The sequence below is a fragment of the Streptomyces sp. NPDC002044 genome, assembly GCF_040296725.1.
Lineage (GTDB): Bacteria > Actinomycetota > Actinomycetes > Streptomycetales > Streptomycetaceae > Streptomyces > Streptomyces antarcticus.
This window is the reverse complement of the sequence record NZ_JBEOXU010000021.1, coordinates 1-17,834: the sequence shown is the minus strand read 5'-3', so window position 1 is coordinate 17,834 and position 17,834 is coordinate 1. Positions and strand designations below refer to the sequence as shown.

Below are 17,834 nucleotides of genomic sequence, written 5' to 3'. Positions count from 1 at the left end.
CCCCGTTCAGCCCACCAGCACGCCGGGGTTGAGGATGCCCCGCGGGTCGAGCGCCCCCTTCGCGGCCTTCAGCGCGAGGGCGAAGGGCTCGGGACGCTGGCGGTCGTAGCCCGGGCGGTGGTCCCGGCCGACGGCGTGGTGGTGCGTGATGGTGGCCCGGTGCCGGTGCAGGACCTCGCCCGCGACGGCCTTCAGGTCGTCCCAGAGGGCGACCTCGTCACCGGCGCGGCCCGCGGCGAGGACGGTGAAGTAGGGTGCCGCGCCGTCCGGATAGACATGGGTCAGGCGGCAGTTGACGGTCGCAGGGTGCCCGGTGGCCTTGAGCGCCGCCTCGCCGACCTCCGTGCGCACCGCGTCGATCAGGCCGGGGATCCGGTCCCAGGTCGCGGCGGTCTCGAAGGTCTCCGCGACGGCCCCCATCCGGGCCAGGCCGTCGCGCAGGTAGGGCATCCGCAGGAACGCCGAGCGCCAGGCCCCGACGGCCGCGTCACCGGCCGCGTCCGCGCCCCTGGCCCCGCCGCCCCTCGCCCCGTCCTTCGCCCCGTCCGGGCCGGAGGTCCCGCCGTAGCGGCCGCCGTACGAGCGGGCCAGGCCGACGGCCCGGGCGAGCCGGGCGTCCACCGGTTCGTCGGCCGACTCGAACCCCAGCACCAGCACCGCGGAACCGTCCCGTGACGCTCCCGACAGCGCCGCCTCGCCGGCGTCCAGCAGGCGGCAGTTGGCGGGGGAGAGGTCGGACTGCGCGAGGGCGCGCACCGCCCGGAGCGCGTCGTGGAAGCCGGTGAAGGCGACGGCGGCGGACGCCTTGTGGCGGGGGCGTTCCCGGAGTCGGACCCAGGCCTCGGTGATGACGCCGAGGGCCCCCTCGGACCCCAGGAACAGGCGGTCGGGAGAGGGGCCCGCGCCGGAGGCGGGCAGCCGCCACGAACTGCTCGTACCGGCCGGGGTGACGACGCGCAGCGACTGCACGAAGTCGTCGATGTGCGTGTGGCCGGTCGCGTAGTGGCCGCCGGCGCGTGTCGCGAGCCAGCCGCCCAGGGTGGAGAACTCGAAGCTCTGCGGGAAGTGCCGCAGCGTGAGGCCGTGGGGCCGCAACTGGTCTTCCAGGCTCGGCCCGAGCGTGCCCGCCTGGATGCGGGCCGCCCTGCCCTCGGCGTCGACCTCCAGGACGCGTCCCATGGCGGTCAGGTCGAGGGACAGCACCGCCCGGTGGGCGTCGCCGCGGTACTCCACGCCCCCGGTGACCGAGGACCCCCCGCCGTACGGGACGACCGCGACCTGACGCTCGCCGGCCCAGTCCAGCAGGTCGGCCACGCCCTGTCCGTCCGTCGGTCGGGCGACGAGATCGGGTATGCGGCCGGGCCGCCCGCGCAGGGCGCGCATCACGTCGCGGTACGCCTTTCCCATGGCGTGGGCGGCCCGGTCGCCGGGGTCGGCGGTGACCAGGTGGGCGAGGCTCGGCGGGGGTTCGACGGCGGGGCTCCCGATGCCCAGGTCCCTGACGCGGGGCACGGGGAGCGGGCGGGCCAGGGTGCCGGGGAGCAGCGCGCCCAGCGCGGTGCACTCGGCGTCGCCGGGATGAGCGTCCGCCCAGCCCCAGCCCCACCACGAGCGGGTGCGGGACGTCGGCTGGGTCGGCTGAGTCGGGTTGTCGGCCATGGGTGCGCTCCAGGGGGTCGCATGAACTTACCTAGCGGTAAATTACCTACTGATAATATCGACTCATGGCAACCCCTCCTTCAAAAGCCGGCACCAAGGGCGTCCCGCGTCAGCACCGTCGGCAGCAGATGCTGGACGCGGCCACGGAGGAGTTCGGCACCCGCGGGTACGCGGCCGCGTCGCTCCCCTCCATCGCCGCGCGCGTCGGCGTCACCAAGACGCTGCTGCACCAGTACTTCGGCACCAAGGAAGACCTGTACGTCGCCTGCCTGGTCCCCGTCGGCGACCGGCTCCTGGACACGATCCGGGCCGCGATCGGGCCGGACGGGACCGCGCCGCACACGCCGCTGCGCGTGCTCCACAGCATCTTCACCGCCCTGGAGGGGCGCCGGGAGGCGTGGTTCGTCCTGTACGACACCACCCTGCCGCCCGGCGGCGAGGCCGCACGCCGGGCCGCGGAGTACTGGGCGGCCATCGACCGGCTCGCCGCCGGCGGCACCGCCGAACTGCTGCGCGCGACCGGATCCACCGACCCGCTGGACGCCGACGCGCTCAAGTACGTCTGGCGGGACCTGGTCGCCACCCTCGTCCGCTGGTGGGTCAAGCACCCGGAGCAGACCCCGGAGGCCATGACGCGGCGCTGCGCGCGCCTGTTCGCGGCTGCCGCGGGCCTCACCCCCGACGGGCACTCCGGCTGAATCGGGGGCTCCGGCCGAGTCGGGGGCTCGGCACGGGCCGGGGGCGGGGTGCCGGGTGTGAGGTGTCGGCGGGGGTGCGGGCGCGGGCCCCTCCTCCCGATCTGTGCTCCGCGCGGAACCGGGTCATCATGGCCAGGAGGCCGCGGCACGGCCGAGTGGAGGTGGCGTTCGCATGGACGAATCACGCAGGGCCTGGATGACGATCGGTGTCGTCGTCGCCGTCATCCTCCTGAACCTCCTGGCCATCGTTCTGATGAACACCGTCTGACGCCGACGGCGTAGCGGCTGATCGAAAGTCCCGGGCCGCGGGGCGCGGGGCGGGCCCCGGCCTGCCACGACCGGCACCGTTCCCGGCCTGGGCCTCCAGAGTGCCGGGGGCCCGGGGGCCCGGGGGCACGTGGACGGGGCGGCTCCGATGCGGACACCCGTGTCACCGCGGACCGTCACTTCGGCCGACCGCTGTTGAGTGCCACTGCGGTTCGGTGCCGTCGAAGCCCGGTTCGGCCGAAGCCAACGCCTTCGTGCTGCCCGTTCCCGTGGCGCCCGTTCCCGTGCCGCCCGTTCCCGTGCCCGGGTTTCCATCCTCCCTCCGTGCACTTCTGACATTCAGTCAAGTCACTTGGCACATAAGGCTGTTCAATGGTCCATTCCTGGCGGGAAAGGCCGACCGGGCCCTTGCCGTGTCGCTCCGGTTCGCGAATGATGCTCCGGGCGCGTCGGCCGCCCGTGGCCGCGACGCGTTCGCCCGCCACGTACGAACCGGACCGCCCAGGAGGCTTGTTGTGTGGACGAACCGCCCCATCCAGCGATCGTTGGTGGTCGTCGGCGCCGCCCTCGCCCTGGTCGTCGCCGTTCCGCAGGCGGCCTTCGCGGCCCCGCCCCCGGCGCTTCCCTCTCAGGCCGAAGCGATCGAGCTGACCTTCCAGCCGGCCTACGACTACGACACGGACGGGTGCTATCCGACACCCGCCATAGGCTCAAGCGGAGTGCTGAACGCCGGGCTCAAACCCACCGGCGCTCTCAACGGGAGTTGCCGGGACGCCTCCGACCTCGAGAACACCAACGGATACTCCCGCTGGACCTGCAACAACGGCTGGTGCGCCGTGATCTACGGGCTGTACTTCGAGAAGGACCAGGCGATTCCCGGAATCAGCCTCGGCGGCCACCGCCACGACTGGGAACACGTCGTGGTGTGGATCCAGGGCAACGAGGCCAAGTACGTGGCGACTTCCGCCCACGGCGACTTCAACCTCCACGCGCGCGACCAGATCCGCTGGGACGGAACCCACCCCAAGATCGTCTACCACAAGGACGGGGTCGGCACGCACTGCTTCCGTGCGGCGAACACCAACGACGAACCGCCGGAGAACCACCGCCGCGCCTGGCAGTACCCCGCGCTCGTCGGCTGGGCGGGCTACCCCGCGAACCTGCGGGACAAGCTCACCCAGGCCGATTTCGGCAGCGCGCACTTCGGCCTGAAAGACGGCTCCTTCGCGTCCCACCTGGCCAAGGCCAAGCCGGCGGGCATCCCCTTCGACCCGTACGCGTAGCCGAGCGGCGGCGATCGGCCGCTCCCCGCCCCACCGCCTCCCCGCTCGGCCCCGCCTACCGATCGCCTCGCCCGCCCCGCACCGCCCGCACCGCCCGTACGGTTCACGGTTCCCGTGCGGGCGACGCGCGCGCACCGCACGTTCCGGCGGGTGGCGCCGCCGCTCCTCCCGGGCCGGTGCTGTGACCTGGGCTACGGGGTGGCCCGGTGCCGCCGGAAGAAAAAGGAATTTTACCTTCCATTTCACTCCGCGAGAAGAAACCCTTCCGCTCCTGCCTGCTTAGTATGTGCTTCCGGCCGCGCCCCCCCCGCGTGGCGGCGCGGCGCGTTTCCTCCCGCCTGCTCCGCGGCCGACGGGACGTCCAAGGGCGAACAGCACATGCGCGTACTCCTCATCGAGGACGAACCGGACCTCCGCGACCTCGTGACCGCGGGGCTCAAAGCCGCCGGATACGCGGTGGACGCCGTCGGCGACTGGCCGGACGCCGCGATCCTGCTGGACCTCGCCGACTACGACTGCGTGGTCCTCGACCGGATGCTGCCTTCCGGGGACTCCCTGTACGCCCTGGACCGCCGCCGCCGCGCCGGCTGGTCCGGCCCCGTGCTCTGCCTCACCGCCCTGCACACGCTTCCCGACCGGGTCGACGGCTTCCACTCCGGCGCCGACGACTACCTCGCGAAGCCCTTCGCCATGGAGGAACTCGTGGTGCGGGTCGGCAGCCTCGCCCGCCGGGCGGCCCACCGGCTCCCCGTACACCTGGCCCACGCGGACCTCCGGATGGACGAGGCCCGCCGCGAGGTCCACCGCGGCGGAATCCTGCTCACCCTCACCCACAAGGAGTACGCGGTCCTGCGCCACCTGCTCGTCCACCGCGAAACGGTCGTCACCCGCACCGCACTGGTCGAGCACTGCTGGGACGAGATGGCCGACCCGGTCTCCAACGTCGTCGACGCCGTCATGGCCGGGCTGCGCCGCAAACTCGGGCCGCCCCCGCTGATCCACACCGTACGGGGCCATGGTTTCCTGCTCGGCCGCCCGGACCCGGACGACCTGTGACGGCCACCGCCCCGGACGGGCCCTCCCGCCGACGGCGCTCCCGGCAGGACCGCCACCGCTCGCCGGCCCGGCGGCGGCTGCGGCGGCTCCAGTTCCGGCTGACGCTGGCCTACGCCCTCGTCACCCTCGCCGGGGTGAGCGCGCTGTCCTGGATGGTGATCCGCACCGACGAGCGCTCCTGGCGCGCGGCCGAGTACGACGAGATGGGCCGGCGGGCCGCGGTCAGCACCTCGCTGATCTACTACACGGACGACGGGATCCAGCTGGACGGCCTCTACGACGACGAGGCCACCCGGGGCCGCCCCCAGGTGACCGTGCTGCGCACCGCCCCGGACGGCACGCTGCAACGCATCTTCACCTCACCGGGCCCCGCCGCGCCCGTCGCGCAGGCCCGGCTGACCGCCCTCGCCCGCTCGGCCATGGACCGCGACGACACCGTGCGCCAGGAGGTGTCCGACGCCCGCGGCGCGCCCGCCTACCTGCTGGGCCGGCCCTTCTACCACGACGAGTCCCAGGCCGTGGAGGGAGCGGTCGTGGTCGTCGGCGACCCCGCCCACCGTGTGGCCGAGCACACCCGGCTGGTCACCTCCGTCCTGACCGGCGCGGGGCTGCTGACCGCCCTGGCCGCGGTGACCGGCCACCTGCTCTCGGGCAGGAGCCTGCGCCCGGCGTGGCAGGCGCTGGAGGCACAGGAACGGATGCTCGCGGACACGGCGCACGAACTCCGCACCCCGGTGGCCGTCATGCGCAGCTCCGTGGACGTGGCGGGCCTGGACCCGCGCGGTCTGGACCCGCACCTGCCGCGCATCCGGCGCGCCACCGAGCGGCTCACCGACGTCGTCGACAACGTGCTGACCCGGGGCCGCCTCCAGGGCGCCGCCGACACCCTGCGCCCGGTGCCGCTGCGCCTGGACCAGCTGGTCGAGCAGGTCTGCGAGGACCTGGAGGCCGGCCCGCACACCCTGACCGCCTCGCTGGAACCCTCGGTGGCCACCGCGGACCCGGCGCTCGTCCGGATCGCCGTACGCAACCTGCTCGACAACGCCCTGCGCCACGGCCGTACCCCCGGCGACGCCGCGGGGCGTGCCCAGGTCCACGTCACGGTCCGCGGCGCCGTCGTGGCCGTCGCCGACCGGGGGCCCGGCGTCGCGGCGGCCGACCTGCCGGACCTGGCGTCGCGGTTCCGCTCGCCGGGCGGCGGGTCGGGGATCGGCCTGTCGCTGGTCGCGGAGATCGCCGCCGCCCACGGCGGCGGCCTCACCGCGGACACCCGGCCGGGCGGCGGCGCGGTGTTCCGTCTCGCACTGGGGCCGCGGGGGACACGGCGTGCCCGGCGGCGGCGCGCGGAGCCCGGCGCCGCGCCGGTCTCATGAAGTCCTCACGATCCCTCGCGCAGGATGCGAACACTAGAACGCATCTCGCACTGGAGAACGTGTGCCGAAGCACTCCGCAACCCCCTTCCTGCGCCGCAAGCGCACCCTCGCCGCCGGGGCCGTCGGCGTCGCCGCCGCCCTCGGCGCGGGCCTGACGCTGTTCCAGGTCTCCGCGGGCCAGAGCGCCGCCCCGCGGCTCCCCGCGCCGAACGCCGCCTTCGACTACCAGATCGGCGGGGCGTACACGCCCCCCAAGGGCGTACGGGTGGTCTCCCGCGACCGCTCCGCGAAGCCCGCGCAGGGCCTGTACAACATCTGCTACGTCAACGCCTTCCAGGCCCAGCCCGACTCCCTCGGCTGGTGGCAGAAGAACCACCCGGACCTGGTGCTGCGCGACGGTGCCAGGAAGCCCGTCATCGACGAGGACTGGGGCGAGGCCCTCCTCGACACGTCCACCGCCGACAAGCGCACCCGCCTCGCGAAGGTCGTCGGCGACTGGGTCGCCGGCTGCGCCCGCAGCGGCTACCAGGCCGTCGAACCCGACAACCTCGACTCCTTCAGCCGCTCCAAGGGCCGCCTGACCAAGGCGGACAACGTCGCCTTCGCCAGGCTCCTGGCCGACCGCGCGCACGCCGAGGGCCTCGCCATCGGCCAGAAGAACACCGCCGAGATGCTCCCCGACCGGGCGAAGGTCGGCTTCGACTTCGCGGTGGCCGAGGAGTGCGGCCAGTACGAGGAGTGCGGGGACTTCGCGAGGGCCTACGCGAACCGCGTGTACGTCATCGAGTACGAGGCCCCGGGCTACAGCCGCGCCTGCTCCGCCTGGGGCGCGAAGCTCGCCATCGTCCAGCGCGACCTGGACGTCTCCGCGGCGGGCTCGGGCGGATACCGCTACCGGTCCTGCTGACGGGCCTCCCGGCCGGCGGGGCCCCGCCCCGCCCCTCCGCGGGCGGGGCCCGCCACCCCCCTCCGGTTCCTCGCGCGGCGTGCGCGCTAGTGTGCGGACGTGAGCTTTCATCTCGTTGTGGGGTTCGGTCCCGCGGGGGCCGCGACGGCCCGCCTGCTGGCCGAACAGGGCCATGCGGTACGGGTCGTGACCACCTCGGGCCGACCCCCCGAGCCCGGAATCGAGCACGTCGCGCTGGACGCGACGCACACCGAGCGGCTCGTCGAAGCCGCGCGGGGAGCGGTGGCGATCCACAGCTGCGCCGCACCGCCCTACCGGCGCTGGGCCGCCGGCTGGCCGCCGCTCGCCTCGTCCCTCTGCGTCGCGGCCGAGGCGACCGGGGCCGTTCTCATCTTGCTCGGCAACCTCTACGGATACGGCCCGGTGGAAGGTCCCCTGACCGAGGAGCTGCCGCTCGCGGCGACCGGCACCAAGGGCACGGTGCGCGCCGAGGTGTGGGAGCAGGCCCGCGGGCTGCACGAACAGGGCCGGATCAAGGCGGTCGAGGTGCGGGCCTCGGACTTCTTCGGGCCCGGTGTGACCGAGGGCGGGCACCTGGCAGGGCGGGTCGTCCCGCGCCTGTTGCGCGGCAGGCCGGTATCCACCCTGGGCGACCCGGACGCCCCGCACAGCTGGACCTATGTCCCCGACGTGGCCGCGGTGTTGGCCGAAGTGGCGGGCGACGAGCGGGCCTGGGGGCGGCCCTGGCACGTCCCGACCGCGCCCGCCCTGTCCGTACGGGACATGGTCGGCCGTCTTGCCGCCCGGGCCGGGACGGGGCCGGTCGCCGTGCGCGGGCTCCCGCCCGCCGCCGTGGGCGTGGCGGCGCTCTTCTCGCCGCTGCTCCGTGAACTGGCGGAGATCCGCTATCAGTTCGACCGGCCGTTCGTCGTGGACTCCAGCGCGTACGAGGCTGTCTTCTCGGTGCGGCCCACCCCGGTCGACGAGCAGATCGGGGCGACCGTGGAGTGGTGGCGCCGGCGGCGGGGGAACGGCGGATGACCTCCGCCGCCGGGAGCGGCCCCGCGGGGGCACGCCGGGCCGGGACCGACTCGCCTCAGATGAGGGTGCGTTCGATCCGGCTGAGCATGGCCGTCCTGCCGAGATCGCCGCACTCGCCCGCCTCCGTGGCCGCGGGTGCGGCGTGCCGCTGCTCGGCGTTGCCCATCCGCTGGGCGAGGAGGTAGGCGATGATCTCCGCCTCCTGCTCCTGGACGTCGTCGTAGGTCGCGCGCAGGAGCATGTCGCGCACGAGCGCGGGGTCGAGGCTGGGGAAGAGGAGCCGGGAGGCGGCCTCGTCCAGGCCGCCCGCCCCCCGGTGGCGGCAGATGATGTGGCCGAGCTCGTGCAGGACGATGTGCTCCTGATGGGCGCCGGTCGTGTTGGCGTCGTGGAAGATGAGGTCCTCGTCGCGTGCGGCGACCCACATGCCGCACGGATGCGACGAGGGCATCCGCATCGGGACCAGCGTGATCGGGCGCTCGCGCACCTCCCCGAGGTGCCGGCACAGTTCGGCCACGTCGGCCACCTCGGGGAGGCCGAGGCCGGCGAGCCGTCGGGCTCCTGCCTTCCGGAGCTTCTTGAGCTGGCTGCGGCGGTCCTGGTCGGCCGACCGTCCCCTCCAGATGCCCCTCATGCCCCTCATGCCCCTCACGACGGGGACGGGGACGGGGAGTCGGTGACCGGGGGAAGACCCTGCATCTGCCGGTACTGGTCCATGATGGCCGTGATGGCCTGGAGGTTCTCCTTCTTCATCCCGGCGGCCCGCATGGCCACGGCGCGGACCCCGGACTGTCGCAGGGCCTCGACGGCGGCGAGCTCGCCGATCACCGACTCGGCGACCTTCTCGTCGAAGAAGTACGCGACCGAAACGCCGAAGAAGCGTGCCAGGGCGCCCAGGAGGTCGGGGGACGGGTTGGCCCGCTTGCCCGTCCGCAGCTGCGACAGATACACGCCCCCGGCCTTGAGTTCGGGGTTGGCCCGCTTCAGTTCCTCCGCGACCTCGGCATTGGTCCAGTGCCTGCCCTTGGGGCGAACCGTCTTGAACAGGTCGTCGAGGCGCACTGCGAGCAGGGGCCGGTCTCCACCCTCGGTGTCGGTCATGGTGAATCTTCCTCCGTCGCCCCCTGGGCATAGCCCTTGGCTATACGCCAGTTTCACAGATTAGCGGTTGGTTGACAATTGGCCGGAACTCCGCCAACGTGGGGTCTCGCCGATAGCTGCCAGCTAACTCGACGTGTGGGGGGTCGCCGAGGTGGCGGGTGGCGGAAACGGACTGGTCCGGCCCTCGGGGGATGGGCCGGACCAATCCGGGCGGGAGCCCTCGTTCGGCCCGGCGAAAGCGGGCGGAACGGGGGACCCGCCCGGTTTGACGGGGGATGCAAACCGGGCGGGAGCTCTCAACTCGCGCTGTGAAGCCTACTGTAGGCGGCCGCGACTTTGGTGGGCCCGGCGAGTTCCGCGGTGAGATTGTCCGTATCGCGGTCGTTGCGCTCGCCGCGTCGATGCCCGCACTCCGCACGCGCCGCGATGCGCGGCGGGCCGCCCGCGTCAGCCGGCGCTCTCGCCCAAGGGGACCTCCAGCCCGATGCTCTCCGCCGCCACCGCGATGGCGTAGTCGAAGAACGCCGCCTCGTCCCTGACGCTGTCGTGGGTACGGCTGAAGACCTGGAACACCAGGAGACCGATCAGGTTGCTCCACAGGACGATGCCGCGCTCGATGATGTCCGAGAACGGCTCCCCGGGCGTGCCCCCGAAGAGCTCCACGGCCGCCGGCAGGAGCAGCGGCGGACCGGGCACGGCCCGGCGGGGCGGGGTGAGCTCGCCGCCCTCCAGGGCCGCGCGCACGATCCCGCCGAGGACCGCGGGCGTGCGCGAGGCGGGCGCGATGGTGTCGTGCGGGGCCCGGTAGCCGGGAACGGGCGAGCCGTAGATCAGGGTGAACTCGGAGGGGTGGCCGAAGGACCACGCGCGGAGCGCCCGGGTGACCGCGAGGAGGCGCCCGCCCGCCGGTGCCCGCGCCGCCGCGGCGGCCGCGTCGGCCCGCTCCATGGCGGCGCCGGACCCGTTGTAGGCGTCGATGACCAGTGCCGTCAACAGGTCGTCCCGGTGCGGGAAGAGGGCCGTCACATCGGAAGCGGCAAGACCGCTCTCGCGGGCCACGCCCTGCGGCGACAGGCCCGCGGCCCCCACCTCCACCAGCTGTCGACGCGCGGCGTCCTTGATCACTGTCGCGAGCGTCACGCTGCCTGCGGCCGAACTCGTTGCGGGAACGTCCATGCCGGAACCGTACCCGCAGACGACAACAGCCCTGTACGGAGCCCCTCTTGCGCGGGGTGACACCCCGGGACACCGGAGACCGCGCACCGCGGCCGCCCCCGCGCCGCACGGAGAACGACGGGGGCGCCCCGCCGCGCGGCCCCGCCCCGGGAGCCCCGCTGCGGATCTACCCGGCACCCGGCCGCCTGCGTAGACTCCGGCCGCATGAACGCAGGGGCGGGCGCATCCACGCTGGTCGGGCGGGATGGCGAGCTGCGGATGCTGCTCGGCGCCCTCGGCCGCCGGCCGTCCGTGGTGCTGGTCGAGGGCGAGGCCGGCATCGGCAAGACCCGCCTCGTCCGCGAAGCACTGGCGGCCCTGTCCGGCGGCGGGCCGCGCGTCCTCGCCGGAGCCTGCCCGCCGCTGCGCGAGCCCTTCCCGTACGGTCCGCTGTTCGACGTGCTCAGGACCCTCGCCGACGACGTCCCCGCCGGACTCAGCCCGGTCTGCGGCGCCCTGCGCCCCTACCTCCCCGAGCTCCTGCACGGGCTGCCGCCCGCCTGCGAGCCCCTCCACGACCACGCCGCCGCCACCCACCGGCTGTTCCGGGCCGTCGGCGCGCTCCTCGCCGCCGTGTGCCCCGCCGTCCTGGTCGTCGAGGACCTCCACTGGGCCGACGACGGCACCCGGGACCTGATCCGGTTCCTGATCGAGGACCCGCCCGCCGGACTGGCCGTCGTCCTCACCTACCGGCGCGAGGACCTGTCCGCCCCCGGACTCCCGCTCGGCCGCGCCTACCGGCCCCCGCCCGGCAGCGCCTCGCTGATGATGCGGCTCGGGGCGCTCGACGCGCACGAGGTGCGCACCCTGGCCGCCGCCCTCACCGGCGAGCCGGTGTCCGCCGGGCTCGCCGCCGAACTGCACGCGCGGACCGCCGGGATCCCCTTCGTGCTGGAGGAGTTCGTCCGCGGACCCGGCGCGCCCGCCGCCGTGCCCGCGCTGCTCCAGGAGGCCATGGCCGACCGCACCGCCGCCCTCGGCCCCGGCGCGCTGGACGTCGTACGGGCCGCCGCGGTGCTGCGCGATCCCGCGGGCGAGGAGCTGATCGCGGCCGTCGCCGGGGTCGGCGAGGAGGCCGCCGCCGACGCGATCGGCGAGGCCCTGCGGGCCGGGGTCCTGCACGACTGGGGACAGGACCGCTACGGGTTCCGCCACGGACTCGCCCAGCAGGCGGTCTACGCCATGCTGCTGGGCCCGGAACGCAGGCGCCTGCACGTGCGCGCCGTCGACGTGCTCGCCGCCGCGCCCGTACCGCCCCTGGTCCGGCTCGCGTACCACGCCCGCCGGGCCGGTGCGCCGGAACGCTGGCGGAAGTACGCCGAGGAAGCCGCCGAACACGCCCGCGAGATCGGCGACACCGCCCTGGCCGTGGAACTCCTCGAAGGGCTCCTCGACGATCCCGGGCTGCCCGCCGAAGACTGCGCCCGGCTCGCACTGCGGCTCAGCCGGGCCGCCGTCATCGGCCTCTCCCACCGGCGCACCGCCCGCCTGCTGCGCCGGGTCGTGGACGAGGGGGGACTGCCCGACGCCGTCCGCGGCGACATCCGCCTCAACCTCGGCCTGCTGCTCAACAACCAGGGCGGCGACCACCGGCAGGGCCGCACCGACACCGCCCGCGCCGTCGCCGAACTGCGCGAACGGCCCGCCAGGGCCGCGCGCGGCATGGCCGGGCTCGCCATGCCCACCTGGGGCGACGAGTCCTACGCCGTGTACCAGGACTGGATGGACCGAGCCGAGGAGCTTGCCGCCGTGCACGGAGACGAGGCCCTGCGCCTCGCCGTACGGGGCAACCACCTCGTGCTGCGCATGAGCGGCGGCGACCCCGCCGTCAGCCGCGAGGCCGAGGAACTGCTCGGCGCGGGCGCCGCCGACCGCGCGGGGCGCCTCGAACTGGCCCGGATGTGCGGCAACCTCGCCGACAGCGCCGCCTGGCTCGGCAAGGACGACGTCGCCGAGCGGTTCCACGGTGAGGGCGGCCGGATCGCCGCCGCCTGCGGGGCGCCGTACCTCCGGGGCATCATCGACGCCACCGTGCTGCGCCTGGAATGGAGCCAGGGCCGCTGGGACGGCCTCGCCGAGCGCGCCCAGCACGTACGGGACGCCGCCCAGGGCGCCTCCGGAATCGAGTCGGAGGCCCGGCTCGTGCTCGGCCTGCTCAGCGCCGTCCACGCCGAATGGGACGAGGCCCGCGCCCACTTGGACGCCGCCGCCCTGGCCGACCCCGCGAACGCGGCCACCCCCGTACTGGCGACGGCCGCCGCCGCGGCGGTACGCATCCACCTGGCCCGTGGCGACGCGGCCGCGGCCTGCGCCGAGGCCGACCGGAGCCTGGCCCGGATCCGCCGCACCGGCCTCTGGGGGTGGGCCGCCGACCTCGTCCCGGCCGCGGTCGGCGCGTACGTACGGGCCGGCCGCACCCGGGACGCCCGCGGCCTGGCCGACGCCTTCGCCGAGGCCGTCGCCGGACGGGACCTGCCGCTGGCCGCGGCGGCGCTGCCGCTGTGCCGGGGCCAGCTGGCGCGCGCGGCGGGACGTCCCGAGGAAGCGGCGGCCGGCTACCGGCGGGCCGCCACCGCCCTCACCGCCCTGCGCCGGCCGTACACGGCGGCCCGCGCCACCGCCGCCGCGCTCGCCTGCGTCCCCGGCAGGGCGGCGGAACTCGTCGCCCTGGCAGGGGAGTTCGAGGAACGCGGCGCCATCCGTGACGCCGCCCGCTGCCGCCGGGCCCTGCGGGGGAGCGGGCTGGCCACCGGCCCGGCACGGGGACCCCGCGGCTACGGCGCCGCGCTCTCCCCGCGCGAGGCGGACGTGGCCGGGCTCGTCGCGGCGGGCCGCACCAACCGGGAGATCGCCGAGCTGCTGTTCCTGTCGCCGCGCACGGTCGAGCAGCACGTCGCGAAGGTGCTGCGGAAGCTGAACGTGGCCTCGCGCACGGAGGTACGCACACCCCTGCGCGCCCTCGACGGCGGGCCCGGCCCCGAATAGGTAGCGCTACGGATGCGGCTACGGATTGTCCCGTACCGCCCCCGCTCCCAGGGTGGTGCCTGCGCCCCGGCCCCCACGCCGGGGCGTACAGGAACCCGATCAGTAGGAGCACTTGGATGCGTGCACAGCGTGCGGCAAGAAGCACCCGGCTCGGCGCCATATGTCTCGGCGCCGCCGCCGTGACCGTTCTCGGCCTCTTCACGGCCCCGGCGCACGCCGGCCCCGCCGGGGGACGCGTGCTCGGCGAGGGCGCCGCCGAAGCCGTCCCCGGCCAGTACCTGGTGGCCCTGGCCGGCACCCCCTCCCCGCTCGCCGCCGCCACGGCCGAGACCGCGGGAGACGCGAAGACCCTGACGGACCGCCACGGAGGGGCGGTCCGTCAGGTGTACACCGCCGCCTTCCGGGGCTTCGCCGTCAAGGCCACCCCCGAGCAGGCCCGCCGGCTCGCCGCGGCGCCCGGAGTGCGCTACGTCCAGGCGAACACCGTCTTCCGGGCCACCGGGACGCAGCCCAACCCGCCGTCCTGGGGCATCGACCGCGTCGACGGCGCCAAGGACAGTTCGTACACCTACCCGAACGACGGCAGCGCCGTCACGGCCTACATCGCCGACACCGGGCTGTACACGCAGCACTCCAACTTCGAGGGCCGGGCCGCCTCCGGCTACGACTTCATCGACAACGACGCGAACTCCGCCGACTGCCACGGCCACGGCACACACGTGGCCGGCACCGTCGGCAGCAAGGACTACGGCGTCGCGAAGAACGTCAAGCTCGTCGGCGTCCGCGTCCTCGACTGCCAGGGCTCCGGAACGACCGAGCAGATCGCGGCCGGCATGGACTGGATCGCGAGGAACGCGAAGAAGCCCGCCATCGTGAACATGTCGCTGGGCGGCAGCGCCGACCGCGCCCTCGACGACGCCGTGGCCGGTGTCATCAGCGCCGGGATCCCGGTCGCGGTGGCGGCCGGCAACGACAGCAAGGACGCCTGCAACACCAGCCCGGCCCGGCTGCCCGCGGCGATCACCCTCGGCTCCACCGACAGCAACGACGCCCGCTCCAGCTTCTCCAACTACGGTTCCTGCCTTGACCTGTTCGCCCCCGGCGGCTCCATCGTCTCCACCAAGATGAACGGGGGCACGCAGACGATGAGCGGGACCTCGATGGCGACCCCGCACACGGCCGGAGCGGCCGCGCTGTACCTGTCCGCCCACCCGAACGCCACCCCGGCGCAGGTCCGGGACGCACTCGTGGACAACGCCCAGTCGGGCGTGGTGACCGGAGCAGGCTCGGGCTCCCCGAACAAGTTCCTGAACGTCACCAAGCTGGGCGGGCCCGCCCAGCCCGGCGAGCCGGTCGCCGACTTCACCGCCCAGTGCTCCACGACCGCCGCGACCTGCTCCTTCGACGCCTCCGCCTCGAAGGACCCCGACGGCACGATCGCCTCGTACGCCTGGCAGTTCGGCGACGGCGCGAACGGCGAGGGCGTCAGGCCGTCGCACGAGTACGCCAGGGCCGGCACCTACGCCGTGAAGCTGACGGTCACCGATGACGCCGGCCGCACCGGCACCGTCACCAAGCAGGTCACCGCCGGCAGCGTGCAGCCCCCGACGGGCACCCCGCCGACCGCCTCCTTCTCGGTGTCGTGCTGGTACCAGGACTGCTCCTTCGACGCCTCCGCCTCCAAGGACAGTGACGGCACGATCGCCTCGTACGGCTGGAAGTTCGGCGACAACACCTCCGCCACCGGCCGCACCACCACCCACCGCTACCCGGCCGGGCAGCGCAGCTACACCGTCGAACTCACCGTCACCGACAACTCCGGCCTGACCTCCACCGCCGGCCGCCGGATCGACTGCTACGGCTTCGGCACCGGCCAGTCCCTCTGCTTCGCCTCCTGACCCACGCCCCCCGACGTGCGGGCCGGCCCCGGTGCGACAGCACCGGCCCGGCCCGCACCGGCGTATTCCCGTACCTGCCGCCCGAGCCCGCGGGTACTGTCGTCGAGGCCCCGTCCGACGTCGAAAGCGACCGCCGTGAACCACCTGTCCGCCGACCCGACGGTGCTGCACCCGATCCCCGGCCAGCCGCGCGTGGTGCTCCTGAAGCCACTGGTGACCTCGCCGCTGATCGAGGCCGGCGAGTACTCCTACTACGACGACCCGGACGACGCGACCGCGTTCGAGACCCGTAACGTGCTCTACCACTACGGACCGGAACGGCTCGTCATCGGGAAGTTCTGCGCCCTGGGCACGGGCGTGCGGTTCCTCATGAACGGCGCCAACCACCGCATGGACGGCCCCTCCACCTTCCCGTTCCCGATCATGGGCGGCTCCTGGGCCGAGCACGTCGACCTGATCACCGGCCTTCCGGGACGGGGGGACACCGTCGTCGGCAACGACGTGTGGTGCGGCTACGGAGTCACGGTCATGCCCGGCGTGCGCATCGGGCACGGCGCGGTCGTCGCCTCCGGCTCCGTGGTGGTCGACGACGTACCCGACTACGGCATCGTCGGCGGCAACCCGGCGCGGCTCATCCGCAGCCGCCACAGCGAGGCGGACATCGCGCGTCTGCTGTCCGTCGCCTGGTGGGACTGGCCCGCGGAGCACCTCACCGCGCACGTGCGGACCGTCATGTCCGGCACCGTCGACGACCTGGAGGCGGCCGCCCCGCGGGCCTGAACCGCCGGCCCGCGGCTCATCCGGGAAGGTCGGCCAGGACACCGGCGAGCTGGGTCCGGGAACGGATCCGCAGCTTGCGGTAGATCCGGCTGAGCATGCCCTCGACGGTCTTGACGGAGAGGTACATCTGCTGCGCCGCGTGCTGGTTGCTGGCTCCCCCGCGGACGAGGTCCGCCAGCCGCAGCTCGGATTCCGTCAGCTCCGCCCGCCCGGCCGGGCGGGCCCCGGGCCGGCCGTTCCCGCCCAGCCGGTCCAGATGCTCCCGCGCGGTGGCGAGCAGCGGTGCCGCCCCCGCCCCGGCGAGGAGATCGGCCGCCTCCTGGAACGCGCCGCGGGCGGCGGCCTGGCGCCGCCGCCCGCGCTCGGCCCGCCCCCGTGCCAGATGCGTACGCGCCTCCTCGACGGGCAGCCCGAACCGCCGGAACAACCCGTCGGCCTGCCGCAACAGGCCGACGGCCCGGTCGGTGTCCCCGGCGCGCACCAGCAGGAACGCCCGGGCGCGCGTCCACGCCGCCCCGGTGGCGGTGTCCTCCCGTACCCCGTCCTCGTGCCTCCGGAGCAGTTCGTGGGCCGCGTCGAGGTCGCCCGCCGCGACGAACGCCTCGACGGCGTCGGGCTGCCAGCGGAACATCGAGGGATCGGCGGGACGGCGGCCGTCCTCCGCCCGGGCGAGCTGGGCGAAGGCGGACACCGCCCCGTCCACGTCCCCGGTGTGGAGCCGGACCGCGCCCGCGACCCACAGGTTGCGTTCCAGGTGTAGTACGTCGCCCTCCTCCCGCGCGGCGCGTTCCCCGCAGGCCGCGTACCGCATCGCCGCGGCGAACGAACCGCCCGCGCCCTGCGCGAGGGCGGCGGTGTAACAGGCCGGGCCGAGGGACAGACCGGCGCCGAGCGACGCCTCCAGGGCCTTGTCCGCCCAGGCCAGGGCCCGGGCACACGCACCGCTGCGGGCCTCCACCTCGGCCAGACTGCGCCAGATGTCGACGAGGTCCTCGCTCTGTCCGCGCAGTTGCGCGAGCGGCAGGAGGGAGGTCAGGCGGGTCCTGGCCTCCGCCAGGCGGTCGTCGAAGACGGCGTGCCGGGCCGCGAGGTACTGGGGACTGTTGCCGATCCCGTCCGCTTGGGCGGGCACGTTCAGGGCCAGCGCGCGGCCGAGGGTACGGGCGCAGTCCCCGCTGCGCAGGACCCGCTCCATCCGGGCCCGCATGGTCAGCGCCGCGGCCTCCAGCCGGGGCTGCCCGGCGGCCCGGGCCAGCCCCGCCGCCGCGGTGGCGGCGCGCAGGGCCGCGTCGGGGTCGCTGCGCGACACGTTGGCGGCGATGGCGGCGCGCAGCTCCACGGCGGCCAGCAGGCACGGGTCACCGGACGCGATCCGCCGGCACAGTTCGAGCGTCCCCTCGACCCCGGCCAGGGCCTGGCTGTGGGAGTCGACGACCGCCAGGAGCACCGCGACGTGTTCCGCCGGTGCGGGCCGGGACGCGGCGACCGCGTCCGCCGCCTGCCGGGCCAGGTCGCTGTCCCCGGCCGCCGCGGCCTCCCCGGCCGCGGCGAGGTAGCGTTCCAGGCGCAGC

At 74.6% G+C, this 17,834-nt stretch carries 14 protein-coding genes; 9 read left to right on the top strand and 5 right to left on the bottom strand.

Annotated elements, in window-relative coordinates; genetic code table 11:
- Positions 1-6: 6 nt before the first annotated feature.
- Positions 7-1,659: an FAD-binding oxidoreductase gene (locus ABT106_RS08320; RefSeq protein ID WP_351274122.1), complete on the bottom strand. Its 1,653-nt coding sequence runs from the start codon at positions 1,657-1,659 to the stop codon at positions 7-9.
- A gap of 65 nt (positions 1,660-1,724) precedes the next feature.
- Between ABT106_RS08320 and ABT106_RS08315 the strand changes: the two genes are divergently transcribed.
- The 6 genes from ABT106_RS08315 to ABT106_RS08290 all read left to right on the top strand — a co-directional run bounded on the left by ABT106_RS08315 (position 1,725) and on the right by ABT106_RS08290 (position 8,284).
- On the top strand, positions 1,725-2,357 hold the full coding sequence (locus ABT106_RS08315; protein ID WP_351274119.1) for a TetR/AcrR family transcriptional regulator: 633 nt from the start codon (positions 1,725-1,727) through the stop codon (positions 2,355-2,357).
- A 782-nt stretch (positions 2,358-3,139) separates the two neighbouring features.
- Positions 3,140-3,907: an NPP1 family protein gene (locus tag ABT106_RS08310; RefSeq protein ID WP_351274117.1), complete on the top strand. Its 768-nt coding sequence runs from the start codon at positions 3,140-3,142 to the stop codon at positions 3,905-3,907.
- A gap of 378 nt (positions 3,908-4,285) precedes the next feature.
- Positions 4,286-4,963, top strand: a complete 678-nt coding sequence (locus ABT106_RS08305) for a response regulator transcription factor (protein WP_351274114.1) — start codon at positions 4,286-4,288, stop codon at positions 4,961-4,963.
- Entirely contained in the window at positions 4,960-6,336 is a 1,377-nt protein-coding gene (locus tag ABT106_RS08300) for an ATP-binding protein (protein WP_351274112.1), read from the top strand. Before ABT106_RS08305 ends, ABT106_RS08300 begins: the two co-directional genes overlap by 4 nt.
- Before the next feature lie 61 nt (positions 6,337-6,397).
- Complete coding sequence (locus ABT106_RS08295) at positions 6,398-7,243, top strand: endo alpha-1,4 polygalactosaminidase (protein ID WP_351274110.1); 846 nt, start codon at positions 6,398-6,400, stop codon at positions 7,241-7,243.
- A gap of 99 nt (positions 7,244-7,342) precedes the next feature.
- Complete coding sequence (locus ABT106_RS08290) at positions 7,343-8,284, top strand: NAD-dependent epimerase/dehydratase family protein (protein ID WP_351274107.1); 942 nt, start codon at positions 7,343-7,345, stop codon at positions 8,282-8,284.
- A 55-nt stretch (positions 8,285-8,339) separates the two neighbouring features.
- Here ABT106_RS08290 and ABT106_RS08285 read toward each other — a convergent pair whose 3' ends face one another.
- The 3 genes from ABT106_RS08285 to ABT106_RS08275 all read right to left on the bottom strand — a co-directional run bounded on the left by ABT106_RS08285 (position 8,340) and on the right by ABT106_RS08275 (position 10,561).
- Positions 8,340-8,918 (bottom strand): toxin, encoded by a 579-nt coding sequence (locus ABT106_RS08285; RefSeq protein ID WP_351274104.1) that lies wholly within the window; start codon positions 8,916-8,918, stop codon positions 8,340-8,342.
- 14 nt (positions 8,919-8,932) lie between these two features.
- Positions 8,933-9,385, bottom strand: coding sequence for a helix-turn-helix domain-containing protein (locus tag ABT106_RS08280; RefSeq protein WP_351274101.1), 453 nt, complete (start codon positions 9,383-9,385; stop codon positions 8,933-8,935).
- 447 nt (positions 9,386-9,832) lie between these two features.
- Positions 9,833-10,561: a TetR/AcrR family transcriptional regulator gene (locus tag ABT106_RS08275; protein ID WP_351274098.1), complete on the bottom strand. Its 729-nt coding sequence runs from the start codon at positions 10,559-10,561 to the stop codon at positions 9,833-9,835.
- Between the two features lie 204 nt (positions 10,562-10,765).
- Between ABT106_RS08275 and ABT106_RS08270 the strand changes: the two genes are divergently transcribed.
- The 3 genes from ABT106_RS08270 (at position 10,766) to ABT106_RS08260 (ending at position 16,263) form a co-directional block, all read left to right on the top strand.
- Positions 10,766-13,585: an ATP-binding protein gene (locus tag ABT106_RS08270; protein WP_351274095.1), complete on the top strand. Its 2,820-nt coding sequence runs from the start codon at positions 10,766-10,768 to the stop codon at positions 13,583-13,585.
- 116 nt (positions 13,586-13,701) lie between these two features.
- On the top strand, positions 13,702-15,483 hold the full coding sequence (locus tag ABT106_RS08265; protein ID WP_351274093.1) for a S8 family serine peptidase: 1,782 nt from the start codon (positions 13,702-13,704) through the stop codon (positions 15,481-15,483).
- 135 nt (positions 15,484-15,618) lie between these two features.
- Positions 15,619-16,263: a CatB-related O-acetyltransferase gene (locus ABT106_RS08260; protein WP_351274090.1), complete on the top strand. Its 645-nt coding sequence runs from the start codon at positions 15,619-15,621 to the stop codon at positions 16,261-16,263.
- A gap of 16 nt (positions 16,264-16,279) precedes the next feature.
- Here the strand turns inward: ABT106_RS08260 and ABT106_RS08255 are convergent.
- Positions 16,280-17,834, bottom strand: a 1,555-nt coding sequence (locus tag ABT106_RS08255; protein ID WP_351274087.1) for a LuxR C-terminal-related transcriptional regulator, incomplete at its 5' end; no start/stop codon positions are given.

Coding starts and splice junctions, on each gene's coding strand:
- ABT106_RS08305 (WP_351274114.1), top strand. CDS start 4,286: ATGCGCGTACTCCTCATCGAGGACGAACCGGACCTCCGCGACCTCGTG.
- ABT106_RS08265 (WP_351274093.1), top strand. CDS start 13,702: ATGCGTGCACAGCGTGCGGCAAGAAGCACCCGGCTCGGCGCCATATGT.
- ABT106_RS08270 (WP_351274095.1), top strand. CDS start 10,766: ATGAACGCAGGGGCGGGCGCATCCACGCTGGTCGGGCGGGATGGCGAG.
- ABT106_RS08280 (WP_351274101.1), bottom strand. CDS start 9,385: ATGACCGACACCGAGGGTGGAGACCGGCCCCTGCTCGCAGTGCGCCTC.
- ABT106_RS08285 (WP_351274104.1), bottom strand. CDS start 8,918: ATGAGGGGCATCTGGAGGGGACGGTCGGCCGACCAGGACCGCCGCAGC.
- ABT106_RS08320 (WP_351274122.1), bottom strand. CDS start 1,659: ATGGCCGACAACCCGACTCAGCCGACCCAGCCGACGTCCCGCACCCGC.
- ABT106_RS08275 (WP_351274098.1), bottom strand. CDS start 10,561: ATGGACGTTCCCGCAACGAGTTCGGCCGCAGGCAGCGTGACGCTCGCG.
- ABT106_RS08315 (WP_351274119.1), top strand. CDS start 1,725: ATGGCAACCCCTCCTTCAAAAGCCGGCACCAAGGGCGTCCCGCGTCAG.